Below are 13625 nucleotides of genomic sequence, written 5' to 3' on the forward strand. Positions count from 1 at the left end.
TACGACCGCCAGCACTTTCAATGCACATTGGATCCTTTCATGACCTCATATTCCAGCTACCTTCCTGACGATCTCGACGGTGCCCTGCTCGTTGGCCGCGTGTGGCGCCAAACGAAACACGGCGCGGGACCGTGCGTCGTTGCTGTTCGCGGCGGGGAAGTATTCGATATCTCCCGCTTCGCCGCAACCGTCTCTGATCTTTTCGATCGCCAGGATCTGGTCGAACTCGTCCGGCAGGGTTCCGGCGAACCTCTGGGTCATGTCGGCAATCTGATCGAAGCCACAGTCGACGCACAACGAAAAGCGGATCGCCCCTACCTCCTGGCTCCCTGCGATCTGCAAGCCATCAAAGCCTGCGGCGTGACCTTCGCAGTGAGCCTTCTTGAGCGCGTCATTGAAGAGCAGGCAGGCGGCGACCCTGCGAAGGCTGAGGAGGTGCGCGCCGCGATCACGCGTCTGATCGGCACCGATCTTTCGAAGATCAAGCCAGGCTCCGAAGCTGCCGTCACGCTGAAAGAAGAACTGCAGCGTCGCGGTGCATGGTCGCAGTACATGGAAGTCGGAATCGGTCCCGATGCAGAGGTATTTTCGAAGTCGCAGCCTATGTCTTCAGTGGGACTCGGTGCCGATATCGGCTTGCTGCCTGCTTCGAAGTGGAACAACCCCGAGCCGGAGATCGTCCTCGCAGTCAACAGCAAGGGCGAGGTGGTGGGCGCCACACTGGGTAACGACGTCAATCTGCGCGACATCGAGGGCCGGTCGGCGCTGCTGCTTGGCAAATGCAAGGACAACAACGGCTCATGCGCGATCGGTCCGTTTATCCGCCTGTTCGACGAACGGTTCACGCTGGACACGATCCGAGAAACAAGTGTTTCGTTGCACGTCGAAGGTACCGACGACGGCTTCCTGCTTGAGGGCATCAGCCATATGCGGGAGATCAGCCGTGACCCTCTTGACCTGGTGAGCCAGACATGGGGCAAGCATCATCAGTATCCCGACGGCTTCATGTTGTTCCTCGGCACGATGTTCTCTCCGATCAAGGATCGCGACGCACTGGGTGGCGGCTTCACGCATCACCTCGGGGACCGCGTAACGATCAGCGCTCCTCCACTTGGCGCTCTCGTCAACACCGTGCGGCTGTCGACCGAAATCGCGCCGTGGACATTCGGCGTGCGTGCGCTGTACGCCAACCTCGCCGGGCGCTCGCTGCTGAACCTGGGCTGATCAAACACGTATTTACTCATTGACGGATTTACGATGACGCAATTCAAGAACTTTATTGGCGGCAAATGGGTCGATGGCAACGACTCCGCTCCTAATGTGAACCCTTCGGACACGAGCGACGTGATCGGCCACTTCGCACGAGCCAGCGCAGATCAGACACAGAAAGCAATCGCGTCTGCACGCTCGGCCTTTCGCACGTGGTCGCTCAGCGCCCCGCAACAGCGCTTTGACTTGCTCGACCAGGTCGGCAGCACCATCCTTGCGCGCAAAAACGAACTCGGTAAGCTACTGGCACGCGAGGAAGGGAAAACGCTCGCCGAAGCAGTCGGCGAAGTGGGACGCGCCGGACAGATTTTCAAATTCTTCGCGGGCGAGGCATTGCGGGTCGGCGGTGAGATTGTGCCGTCCGTTCGCCCGGGACTGACCGTAGAAGTCACACGCGAACCGCTGGGCGTCATCGGCCTGATTACGCCGTGGAACTTCCCAATCGCGATTCCCGCCTGGAAGATCGCGCCTGCACTCGCGTATGGAAACTGCGTGGTCGTCAAGCCGGCGGAACTCGTGCCGGGCAGCGTATGGGAACTCGTCAAGATCATCGCCGAAGCCGGCGCCCCAGCGGGGGTCATCAATCTGGTCATGGGTAAGGGGTCGGTCGTCGGCGAAACTCTAGTCAAGTCAGCCGACGTGGATGCCATCAGCTTCACCGGGTCGGTTGGGACCGGCCAGGCGATCGCCGCGCAATGCGTCGCAACCGGAAAGAAGTTCCAGCTCGAGATGGGTGGCAAGAACCCAATGGTCGTCCTTGACGATGCCGATCTGGACGTCGCGGTCGAGGCGTGCATCAACGGCGCCTTCTACTCCACCGGCCAGCGTTGTACCGCATCTAGCCGCCTGATCGTGACGAGCGGCATCCACGACCGTTTTGTCGAGGCCATGCAGGCGCGCATGCGCAGTCTCAAGATTGGTAACGCGCTGGATGAGTCGACGCAGATCGGTCCCGTTGTCGATGCCAAACAGCTGGGTCAGGACGAGCGTTATATAGAACTGGCATGCGCCGAAGGCGGCTCGGTGTTTGGCGGTGGTCGTGTTCCCTCAGCAACCGAAGGATTTTTCCTGGCGCCCGCCCTCGTGACCAACACGACCCCGGCGATGACGATCAACAGGGAGGAAGTGTTCGGTCCTGTCGCTTCCGTCATCCGAGTCACAGACTACAACGAAGCACTTGCCGTAGCCAACGACTCGCCATTCGGCCTTTCTGCCGGCATCTGCACCGCGTCGCTGGCGCATGCGAGCCACTTCAAGCGCCACGTGCAGGCCGGCATGGTGATGGTCAACACCGCGACGGCCGGGGTCGATTATCACGTTCCATTCGGTGGTCGCAAAGGTTCGAGCTATGGTCCGCGGGAACAGGGGACCCATGCGCGCGAGTTTTACACGACCGTGAAAACCACATACATCGCTCCTGGGAACGTTTGAGCAAGCAAGCAGCGAGAACTGGCAGCACGAATTTCTGCCCTACCGCTCGTGGTGGCGTATTGGTCTTTCCGTCGAATCACCAATTTTTCATGGATCTGCTCTGGTGCACCGACAACACGGATCAGGCCATTCGCAATGTGCTGTATCGTCGCCTGAAGAACTCATTGAAATTGTGACGGAAGTCGGTCTGGAGCGCTGTCACGTGTTTCATCTTCGTCTTGCCAATGTCCGTCATGACGAGCACTCCTCCCATGACTGAAGTCATGGGAGGAGTCATCGGCCGCCCGGCAGCCCAATGAAATCGGTACGTCTATGCCGATGGGCAAGTTTGTCAACACGCGTGCTTTTCCTGGTCGCCGCGCGAGGACGAGACTTCGGTGTGGAACGAGGAACTGGTACTTAACACCCGTACGTTGCAACGTCAAACCAGCCTGTTAACGCGGACGAAGTCCCGCCAGGATCGCTTCCTCACATCGGATTTCCGGCTAAGTCAGCGTGACACGGCTTGCGCGGCACTACGTTCCAGAACAACCGCAGCACGTTATCTTGCAGGAGCTCGCGGGCCTGCATTCCTGGAATTCGCAGACCCGGCGCGTGTCGCCGATCTGGCAGTCCATGCATGGGTACTCATGCCTGACGCGATGCAGTTCCTCGTCACGCCTTCATACGAGTGGAGTGTGGCCGTGGCGATGCAGGCGATCAGCCGTCGCTATGTCGGACCTTCAACCGCCGCTATGGACGCCGCGGTACGGTGTGGCGTGGCGAGTACCGGGCAACAGTGATTGAGTCCGAACGGTATTTTCTGCTCGCGAGCCAGGTCATCGATCATGCGCCGGTGCGCAACCGCCTCGTAGCCGAGCCGGGAAACTACCGGTGGTCTATACAACCAGATTCGGGGCACTCAACGCTTACCGAAAACTCTGACTACCGAATTCGTACAGCGCCACCGTCTCATGGCCGTTCTCCAAAACCTACAGGATATCGTCAACCGTGACGCAAAATACCGCGGACGTTTGCATTCACGTCTGCGCGCCGGAGCATCTGAGAATATGGCGGCGCAAACTTCGTGTCCTGTTGCGTCTCGTCGAAAACCAGACGCTTGAACTTCGTCCGGTCCGTCATAGAAGTTGCTAGTTCTAGTCAAGCTTGCTTGGGTCGTTAGAAACGCGTCGGCGTCATTCTTCAGCAAGATTCCCGTCTAACTCACGCGTCACCGGCCGCGTCGTTCCACTCCGCGGTTTCCTCCCTTGAGGCATGTCCAACGCCTGCCCGCATGCGTCATCGTGCGCTCACGCGGCAGCAGACAAGCGCAGGCGTCGAACAAACCTAAACGATGGCAGTTTGCGCGCGAAGTAATCGCGCGAGCGGATTGCCGAAAAATTGTTCTGTGAGGAGATTACCCTCGCTCGATTTTTTGGTATGAACTCCGTCTTCATGAGTAGGGGAGCCGCCGAGCTGGGCTAAGGCACCAGATTTTGATTCCGGCATTCGAAGGTTCGAATCCTTCTTCCCCTTCCATATTTCACTACGAGGTCGCGAGAGCGCTCCTGGGTAGCGATGCGCAGAAATGTCGTAAGCGACAAGTGCCGCTTGCTCACGCGATGCGAAACAATCTGCTTGCTGGCCACAGCCCGTTGGGCACGGATGCATCGCGGAGACCGTTCGCGCTCGAAACGAAAGACGCGTGGGGGCCCGTTGTTGCCGTCGCACGAGCGCGACAACAACCCTTGACAACAGCCCCCAGAAGCGCTTCCTCCCCGCGATCGCGTACGACCTCGGACGAGAGTTGCTGCGGAACCTCCTGGATGGTCGCCTCTGATAGAACGTCGCCGGCTTGCCGAAGATCCGTCAGTCCCCTTGGTCATGAACTGTGCGCTGCCGTATCCAAGGGACCAGTCCGCGTCGTCGTTCTCGACGATCGACACGACGACGTCGTACGGCGAGACAGCGCATGGGGCGCTAAGCGGACCATCAACCTTATCCCGCCAACCTCGTGATCGCGACCTGGCTTCCTGCTTGCTCGCGCAAACGGAACTTCTGGATCTTGCCTGTAGCGGTCTTGGGCAATTCGCCGAAAATTACGCGGCGCGGGCATTTGAAATGCGCCAGTCGCTCCCGGCAGAACAGGATGACATCCTGCTCCGTGATGTTGGAGGCATCCGGCTTCAGTTCGACAAACGCACAAGGCGTCTCGCCCCATTTGTCATCCGGCTGAGCGACCACGGCCGCGTTGAGCACGCCGGACATGCGATAAATGACCTCCTCCACCTCGACGGACGAAATGTTTTCTCCGCCCGAGATGATGACGTCCTTGGAGCGGTCCGTGATCTGGATGTAGCCATCTGGATGAACGACCGCAAGATCTCCAGTATGAAACCAGCCGCCGGCGAAAGCTTTTGCCGTTGCGTCGGCATTCTTGAAATATCCCATCATCACCGTATTCCCCCGGACGAGAACTTCGCCGCAAGACGTGCTATCGGCGGGCACTGGTTCGAGCGTCGCAAGATCGGCGACCGACATGTTCTCGAACGCTGCCGCACGTACACCTTGTCGCGCTTGCAGTTTCCCTTGCTGCTCGGGCGGCAATGTATCCCACTCGTCGTGCCATGCGCAGCTGATGGGCGTGCCGGCGATCTCGGTAATGCCAAAGACATGGTCGACGTCGAAACCCATTGCGCCAACGGCCTCCAGAACCGCTGCCGGCGCCGGCGAGCCGGCGGTAAGGACTCGCACACGACGTGGCAACGGCTGCCGTTCCGACTGGGGTACGCTCGCGATGCCGGCGAGCACAATCGGGGCCGCACAAAAATGATCGACACCGTGTTCGGCGATGGCGGACAAAATATTCGCGGCATTCACCTTGCGCAAACAGACGTGCGTTCCCGCCGCGGCAGTAATCGCCCATGTGAAGCACCAGCCATTCGCGTGGAACATGGGAAGCGTCCACAGGTAAACCGGCGCACGCGGGAGCGGCCAGTTCGTCATCTGCAACAGGCTCATCAGATAGGTGCCGCGGTGGCTCGGAACGACGCCCTTCGGATCCCCGGTCGTCCCGGACGTGTAGTTCAATGCAATGGGCCTCCACTCGTCGAGCGGGCGGCGGCCCGCAAATGCCGGATCACCGCTCGCCAGCAGTGACTCATAATCAGTTTCCCCGATGGTGGGGCCATCGGGCGCTTCGTGATCGTTGATGTCGATCACACGCGGCGGATTGGGGACTGACTGCAATGCTTTCTCGACGAGCGGTGCAAATTCGCGGTCTACGAGCAGGAGCTTGCATTCGCCGTGGCACAGAATGAAGGCGACACCGTCAGCATCGAGTCGGCAATTGATGGCATTGAGAACCGCCCCCGAGAGCGGCACGCCGAAGTGGGCCTCAAGCATGGCCGGGGTGTTCGGCGCAATGATCGACACCGTGTCGCCCGGTTCGATGCCCAACTGAACGAGCGCCGACGCGAAGCGATAGCAACGCTCGCGCGTCTTCGCCCATGTCTGCCGGAAGTCGCCATGAATGATCGCGGTTCGATTCGGATAGACGTCGGCGGTTCGATCAAGGAAGGTCAAGGGCGTCAATGGAACGTGGTTCGCCGCGTTCTTCTCAAGTCCTCGAGAATAGGCCGTTGCACTCATGACTTTGTCTCCATTCATTCTTGGTAGAAAGTAGTGAAATCGCCGACCGCACTGCGCTCCGTGACCAGAGTGTTCTCGATGCAGTTGGGATCCGCATAACCCAGACTCATTCCGCACACCAACATGTGGTTGTCGGGAATGGACAGCTCGTTGGCGATGACACGGTGGAACTTGTTGAAAGCCGCTTGCGGACACGTGTCGAGGCCCCGCGCGCGGGCGGCGATCATGACGCTTTGCAGGAACATGCCCGTGTCCAGCAGACTTCCTTCACGCATGATCCGGTCAACCGTGAAAAACAGGCCCACGGGTGCATCGAAGAAGCTGTAGTTGCGACCGTGCTGGACGTGCATCCGCTCCTTGTCACCCTTCTCGATGCCCAGCAGGCCATACAGGTTCCAACCAACCTCACGCCGGCGGTCCACATACGGTGCGATCCATTCGCGCGGGTAGTAGTCATAGGGCTCGTCCAGGTCGGAGCTGCGAACGGGATCGTCATTGATCTCGTTGATGGCGGCAGACAGGCGGGACTTCATTGCGCCTGTCACGACATGCACATGCCAGGGCTGGATGTTGACGCCGGTTGCGCTGAAGCGAGCCACGTCGAGGATGGACTCGATCTGCTCGCGAGGAACCGGCGTGGGCAGGAAAGCGCGGACGCTGCGCCGCGTGACGAGCGCCCAATCGACGGCTCGGTTCACGTCGGCAAACGAGTTCAAGGGAAGCGGAGATAGACGGTCCATTTCGATGCCGGGATTGAAAGTTGCGCTGCACTGAATCATGTAGCGCTTGTTGAGGGTAACGCCCATATGCGCCGCGTTGTTCGCAAAAATCTCGGCCACGAAGCTGCATATGGCGGAAATGTCAGCGCCCCGCGCCGCCCTGAACCGCGACAACAGGCACGCTGCTTGAGCGATGCGAATCGGCACGTGTCTGGTTGATCAGCGTCACCGCCGCCGCGCCGATGAGGCCAGCGAGGCCGATTGCCATGAAATTCTGTTCCAGCGGCAGCTTCAGGGAGACGAGCCAACCAATGAGCACCGGAGCCACAATCGCGCCGATCCGGCCCACGCCGGAAGCGAAGCCAACACCGGTAGACCGGATCGCATGAGGATAGAAGTCACCCGCATAAGCGTAGGCAAGCAATTGCGTACCGAGCGTCGATGCGCCGACAACGAATACGACGGCAAACAACGATACGGTCGACTTCGTGTAGCCCATCAGCGACAGCGCAACCGCCCCGACGATGTAGAACGCAGTCAGAACCCGCTTGATGTTGACCTTGTCGCTGAGCCAGCCGCCGAAGATCGCACCGGCGATCGCGCCGACGTTGAAGACGATCACGAAGTTCAAAGCTGAACCCAGGCTATACCCAGCCATGGCCATCAGCTTGGTCAACCACGAACTGAGCGCGTAGACCATGAAGAGGCCCGTCATGAACGCGACCCATATCATCGTGGTACTGAAGCCGCGGCCATCCTGGAAGAGTCGTCGCACCGAAGCGTCGCTGGCTTTGTCTGACAGGGAACCTGCAAACTGCTCTCGACCGCTCAGCGGATAGTCGGGCACCAGCCGCTTCATGACTGTGCGCAATTCGTCGTGCCGGCCGCTTTTGAGCAGGAAAATCATCGAATGGGGCATCGTTTTGATGATGAACGGGATCAACAGCACAGGCAGGCCCGCGGCAAAAAAGACCGATTGCCAGCCGTAGCTGTCGATAAGCTGCTTTGCAGTCAGCGCCACCAGAATCCCGCCAATCGAATAGCCTGCGAACACCAGCGTGACCAATCGGGTACGCAACGCATTGGGCGAAAACTCCGCCATCTGCGCGGTGACAATCGGCAAGACTCCGCCGATGCCCAGGCCGGCGACAAAGCGCGTCACGCTGAAACTGATTGGATCGCTCGTCAACCCGGCGGACGCCGTGAAAAGACTGAAAAGGGCCACGCAAACGCACATCATCGTTGGTCGTCCGAAACGGTCCGCCAGCGTGCCAAGGAAAATGGCCCCGAGCATGACCCCAACAAGTGTCGAACCAGCCATGATGCCCGCGCTGGTCGCGCCGATGTGCATGTCTTTCATGATCGATGGCAGCGCCGCGCCGACGACGGCAAGATCGTAGCCATCGAGTATCAACATCAAGACACACCAGAACAGGACAAGGGTATGAAAGCTATTGAATCTGGCCCGGCCGGCGAGTGAATACACGTCTATCTGGTTCATGTCGTCTCCTTGGTTTTAATCTCGTGCGTGAAATCCGCGCGAGCTGTGGGCGCCATCGATGGGGCGCCTTTATCGCGCCCCAATCAACCGCTGCTGTCGTGCTGCCACCAGTGTCAGGCGGACGCAGGTGGCGGTCCATGTCCATCACCTTCAACCTGGATGAGGTCATCGAACACCAGTGTTTCCGGCGTTGCGCCGCCGGCGGTAGCCCAATCTCTGTTAGGCGAGGGCACCGATTTCCAGTTGGAGAAATCGCTTCTCGTGACGACGGATTGACGCAGTCCCTCGGACAAACCATGCCCCCATTGCGACTGTCCGCAGCGCACTGGTTATTCGTCTGAGTACGGGCGTAAAGATGGACGCTGCGGATCAGCTCGGCGGGATAGTCGAGCCGCGCGCTATATAGCGCAGGATCCCCGAGCAGCGGATCGACGCAGAGTTCCTGCGCAACGAAATGCGGTGAGCCCGCTCAGTGTGGCCGCAAGCCGGATGCCGTTGCAGGTCGTTGACGGGGTGGGGCTTTGCATCGGGCCGGAACGTGCGCACCCAGTCGCGTCAGCGCTGGAAATTCCGGGTGGAAAGTGGCCGTCCGGCACGGCCAATGGGTGCGCACGGCGAACTGGACTAATTCGAGCACAAGAAGCTCGCCGCCAGATTCTGGTCGCCACCGATGTATTTGGGCCACTGTGGGTATTCGCACATGGGCCTGGTACGTCCGGCTGTTGTCGGAGTCAGGTCGGTGATAGTCAGATCTTTGGGCTCAATTCCTGTCGTCACCCAGTTGTCCAACGCCGTCAGACCGTCATATGCGCCATTGAATTGTCCGCCGAAACCGTGGGCCGCGCCCGGAACCAGGTAGAACTTCAGAAATTGACTAAGTGGCCCCTGCCCGAATCGGGATACCAGCCGGTTATAGTAATCAATCGACAATTGCGCCGGAATGAACTGGTCTGATTGCCCGTGCTGGAGAATGATCTTGCCGCCGCGGCTCTGGAATTGACTCAAGTCAGTGCTGGTGCTGTCCATGAGTGCGCTCACCGCCTGGACGCGCGAAGTTAATGATCCCGGGTTGGCAGAATTAAAATTCAGAATGCTTGATCCAGCGTCGCGAGCGACCGCAAACCGGAGCATGTCATTTGAAAACGTGTAATAAAATGCGCTCTTGCCGATCACCCCAGGCTCGACAATCGCATCGGCAGCGGAAGTGCCCCAGGCCAAGCTAGTGGACCAAAAATCCGCCCCAGTGAATGCGTTATATGCTGGAAAAGTCTGAACTCCGTTTGCCAGACTAAAGTCAAGGTCAAGCGGTGAGCCAGCGGTTTTCATCGTATCGATTTGCGCGTCCGACAGGCAAGTGTCTCCGGTGTCGCCCCCGCCGGGGCACCGAATCACGGTTGGATCAAACGCGCATGCTGCAGGGTTGCCGATAATGCCGTCGGCGACACCATCCAGAGCGTCGCATTGCTTCATGATGGCGGCAAGAAGGGCCTTGCCTTTAGCAGGCGTGACGTATCCTCCAGGTGCCAGCAGAGAGCGCGAGATCCTGCCCATCTGGAGCCATAGTCCTGTGATTCCTGAAGCAGGATAGGTCGAAATAATACCGTCGTAATCGTTCGGGAATCGTTGCGCCGCGATCAAGGCTTGTCGTCCGCCGCTTGAGCCGCCAATATAGTAACTGTGCACGAAGTCGGAGCCATATCGGGCCTTTGCAACGTAGGCTGAAAAGTCATGTGTTTTCTTGATGTGGTCGCCTGCGTAGTTGGCGAGTGCCTCATCGTTTGTTGCGAAGGAACCGTCTAGGATGGTTCCCTCATGCCCACTGTCGCTCCCGACAGTCACATAACCCCTGCGCAACGGCGTACTGACGCCTGCGGGCTCTGCCCCGGATGAGAACCCGTCAAATGGCGAGCCCTCGGTATTGGGGATGGTGCCGTCAAATCCCCCGCCACCGAAGTGAACGGCTTTTCCGTTGAAGTTAGTCGGAAGGTCCACTTCCACCCGGATATCGGGCGCATTGAAATCGACCGGATGGATAGTTCCGAGCACTTTGCAGTACTCACCATTTCTGTTAGCAGAATCAGTATCAGAAACGAGCGTCGCTGACACGACAGTGGCACCGGTTGTCGGCAACCCGATAGAGCTGGCAGGAACATTCATACCAGCCAACGCACCGCACTTCGCGGCAGGCGTCACGGCCACGACGTTTGCCGGTGCGGCGTCATTGCCGCCGCAGCCAGATACGGCAACGGCTGATGCTGCGAATAGAACACTCACAATAGCCGGGCTTCGGCGAATTCTGAACCGATTTCTCATTCTCGTCTCCATATATTTTTTTGCTACCGCAATGCGCTGCTCATCGAGGGCAATTGTTATTTGCCGCCGCCGATTCGGTGACGTGCTGGCGAGAAAACTGCTGCCCCGATAAGCGATGACGCTTCACTTATTTTGCGGCGGCGATCAAGTGCGGGGCTCTTGCGGAGCCAGCTATGAATACTCTGCGCAACCGGGTGCGAGGCTTGTTCTGATTTGCCGGACGCGACTGTAGTGTCAGCCTGGCTGAGACGCCAATCCATGTCCGCCGACTTCAGTTTGCATGAGGTCTGTGGACACGTCGGGCTTTCGTTGTGCTTCATGCGTTGGCGACCCATCATCCCGAGAATTCACGTGAGGATGAGTGCAATGCCGCTGGGGCGCTGCCCGCCTGTATGCGATTCATCGGTTGCCCGGCTTTACTTTGCCTTGCCTCGGCAGCTATGCTTTTGCGCAGCGCTCGTTCGGAAACGAGGATCAAGCCGTTTCGACAGTTCAGACGTACAAGCAAGTCGAAACGCTCGAATTCTGCTATGACAACGGTATGAGTTCTAACGTTAAGAGTTGGCCTTGCCGTGGCGGTACATTCCCGGGCTGGCCCCCGTCCACTTTCTGAAGGCCCTGTGAAAAGCACTGGTTTCCTGAAAGCCAGTCCGTGCAGCGACTTCGGCGACTGTGAGAGAACTGCTGGAAAACAACTCGATTGCGATGTCACGGCGCAATTCGTCTTTCAGTTGCCGGTAGTTCGTGCCTTCGGCCAGCAGGCGGCGTTGCAACGTGGCCGCGGATAGATTCAGCAATCGCGATAGCGCGTCGAGGTCCGGCCAGTCGTCGGGGGCCTGGTTTCTTAGTCGGCGCCTGACCTGGGCCGTAGTGCTCGATTCATTGCGATACTTGACCAGGATATTGGCTGGTGCATTTTCCAGGAACACACGCAGGCTCGCTTCCGTGCCGGACAGTTTGAGGCCGAGGAAACTGCGATCGAAGCGGATCAGGGTCTCCTCTGCTGAGAACGTCACATCCTCGCAGAAGCGCATGCGGTAGTCGCTGTCATCGATTGGTGGGGAGGCGCGAAACCGCATCTCGATCAGTGGGATCCGTCTGCGTGCGAGCCAGCATGCAAGACCGTGCACGAGGATGAACCACGTCCCGTAGGCAAAGAGTCGGCGTGTCCGCCCATCGTCATGCAGGATGATCACCGCATGCTCGCCTTCGCAGCGCAACTCCCCGTGAATGTCGTCGAGAACCGCGCGCAGGAACTTCAGCATGCGACGCAGCGCGTGTTCCAGATTGTCCGCATCCAGCACCGCGTGACACATCAGAGCGTAGCTACCCCGGCGCAGCGCGTGGCTGTCGAGACCAAAGAACTCGTCGTCCATCAAGTCGGCCAGAGCCGACCACAGGCGCGAAAAGGCCAACGCCGGCACACGGGCTCTCGGCGCATTCAACAATTCCGCCGCGATTCCAGCGTGCTGGAGGACGGCCGACACATCGAGATTCCGTTGTGTCGCCGCGAGGATTGCCTCGCGTACCAGGCTGATAGAGGTTGTGCCCTTGTCTTGAGTGTCATTCATAGTCAGGCGTACCCACAGAAAGTGTGGTGATGTTAATCGCTGCCGGGCGCAAGTCAAACCTGCTACCCGACTGAGCGCGGGCAGTCATCGGCCGAAGAACGCTGGCGGGCGGCCCATGCCCCGACCAATATGTCCGACGAGCACACGCATGAAGAGGTCTATGGGCATGTGCGTACGCCCGCCTGCCGCTTACCATGGCCGCTCAGTTCGTTGTCGCGAGTGTGGCACTGTTGGCCAAGGTCATACAGCATGGCGGCCATATCACGTGAACCATGCAAGAGGCATCCATGGCTTCGGAATCCAGAGCTTCCGGCGAAGCACGGGCCGGGCCGTTGCGCCTCCGGATCATTATTTTGGGAGACAGCAGTGCAGATTCAACGTAAAGGATTCGTCGTCACGGGTGGCGGCTCAGGGCTCGGCGCGGCCACGGCGCGCCGTCTGGTGGCGGGCGGCGCCTCGGTGCTGCTTGTAGACCTGGACCAGGACACCGGTACTGCGCTGGCGGCGGAACTGGGCCGCAATGCCCACTTCGCCAAGGCCGACATATCCGATGCAGCCAGCGCGGAGCGTGCGATGGCCGCGTTCCGCGACACCTTCGGCACGCTGCATGGCCTGATCAATTGCGCAGGCGTTGCCCCCGCCGAGAAAGTGCTCGGACGCGAAGGCCCGCACCGGCTAGAGAGTTTCGCGCGCACCGTTCAGGTCAACCTGATCGGCGCCTTCAACATGGTACGGCTGGCCGCAGCCTGCATGGCCGCGAACATGCCGGAGACCGATGGTGAGCGCGGCGTGATCATCAATACTGCTTCAGTCGCCGCGTTCGATGGCCAGATCGGGCAAGCAGGCTATGCGGCCTCCAAAGGCGGTGTCGTGGCCATGACGCTGCCTATCGCGCGGGAATTGGCCCGCGATGGCATTCGCGTGCTTGCGGTCGCGCCTGGAATCATGGAGACGCCGATGCTCAAAGGCATGCCCACCGAGGTACAAGACGCCCTTGGGAAGATGGTCCCCTTTCCCGCGCGCCTTGGTCGGCCAGAAGAATTCGCGGGCCTTGTGGTGCACATCCTCGAAAACACCTACCTCAACGGCGAGGTGATCCGCCTTGATGGCGGCATCCGTATGGCGGCAAGGTGAACTCGGCGTCTGGAGTGCACGTCATTGTTCCGGCTACCGCCTTGCTTGAGTTAGGCA

The 13625-nt window shown here is 59.5% G+C and carries 8 protein-coding genes, 1 tRNA gene and 1 pseudogene; 5 read left to right on the forward strand and 5 right to left on the reverse strand.

All coding sequences use genetic code 11. The features are described 5' to 3' along the window. Positions 1 to 39: 39 nt before the first annotated feature. The 4 genes and pseudogenes from KHO33_RS13565 (at position 40) to KHO33_RS13580 (ending at position 4218) form a co-directional block, all read left to right on the forward strand. Entirely contained in the window at positions 40 to 1224 is a 1185-nt protein-coding gene (locus tag KHO33_RS13565) for a fumarylacetoacetate hydrolase family protein (protein ID WP_054036929.1), read from the forward strand. 33 nt (positions 1225 to 1257) lie between these two features. Next, positions 1258 to 2700 carry an aldehyde dehydrogenase family protein gene (locus KHO33_RS13570; RefSeq protein ID WP_054036931.1) on the forward strand — a complete coding sequence of 481 codons (1443 nt, stop codon included), beginning with the start codon at positions 1258 to 1260 and terminating at the stop codon, positions 2698 to 2700. Positions 2701 to 3195: 495 nt separating this feature from the next. Continuing rightward, a pseudogene (locus KHO33_RS13575) lies at positions 3196 to 3580 on the forward strand (transposase); the annotation flags it as partial. Between the two features lie 560 nt (positions 3581 to 4140). Beyond that, a tRNA-Gln gene (locus KHO33_RS13580) sits at positions 4141 to 4218 on the forward strand. A gap of 459 nt (positions 4219 to 4677) precedes the next feature. Here KHO33_RS13580 and KHO33_RS13585 read toward each other — a convergent pair. The 5 genes from KHO33_RS13585 to KHO33_RS13605 form a co-directional block, all read right to left on the reverse strand. Continuing rightward, complete coding sequence (locus KHO33_RS13585) at positions 4678 to 6330, reverse strand: AMP-binding protein (protein WP_054037004.1); 1653 nt, start codon at positions 6328 to 6330, stop codon at positions 4678 to 4680. A gap of 14 nt (positions 6331 to 6344) precedes the next feature. Then, positions 6345 to 7109 carry a nitroreductase gene (locus KHO33_RS13590; protein ID WP_054037006.1) on the reverse strand — a complete coding sequence of 255 codons (765 nt, stop codon included), beginning with the start codon at positions 7107 to 7109 and terminating at the stop codon, positions 6345 to 6347. Between the two features lie 82 nt (positions 7110 to 7191). Continuing rightward, entirely contained in the window at positions 7192 to 8550 is a 1359-nt protein-coding gene (locus KHO33_RS13595; protein ID WP_054036935.1) for an MFS transporter, read from the reverse strand. A gap of 624 nt (positions 8551 to 9174) precedes the next feature. Then, positions 9175 to 10863, reverse strand: a complete 1689-nt coding sequence (locus KHO33_RS13600) for a tannase/feruloyl esterase family alpha/beta hydrolase (RefSeq protein ID WP_200565786.1) — start codon at positions 10861 to 10863, stop codon at positions 9175 to 9177. Between the two features lie 554 nt (positions 10864 to 11417). Beyond that, the gene (locus tag KHO33_RS13605) at positions 11418 to 12434 is read right to left on the reverse strand and encodes an AraC family transcriptional regulator (protein WP_054036937.1); all 1017 of its coding nucleotides are present in this window, start codon (positions 12432 to 12434) and stop codon (positions 11418 to 11420) included. Between the two features lie 366 nt (positions 12435 to 12800). On the opposite strand from KHO33_RS13605, the gene KHO33_RS13610 reads away from it, so the two are divergent. Then, positions 12801 to 13568 (forward strand): SDR family NAD(P)-dependent oxidoreductase, encoded by a 768-nt coding sequence (locus KHO33_RS13610; RefSeq protein ID WP_200565787.1) that lies wholly within the window; start codon positions 12801 to 12803, stop codon positions 13566 to 13568. Positions 13569 to 13625: the final 57 nt, after the last annotated feature.

Source organism: Paraburkholderia nemoris, from assembly GCF_905221015.1.
In the GTDB taxonomy this organism is placed as follows: domain Bacteria; phylum Pseudomonadota; class Gammaproteobacteria; order Burkholderiales; family Burkholderiaceae; genus Paraburkholderia; species Paraburkholderia nemoris.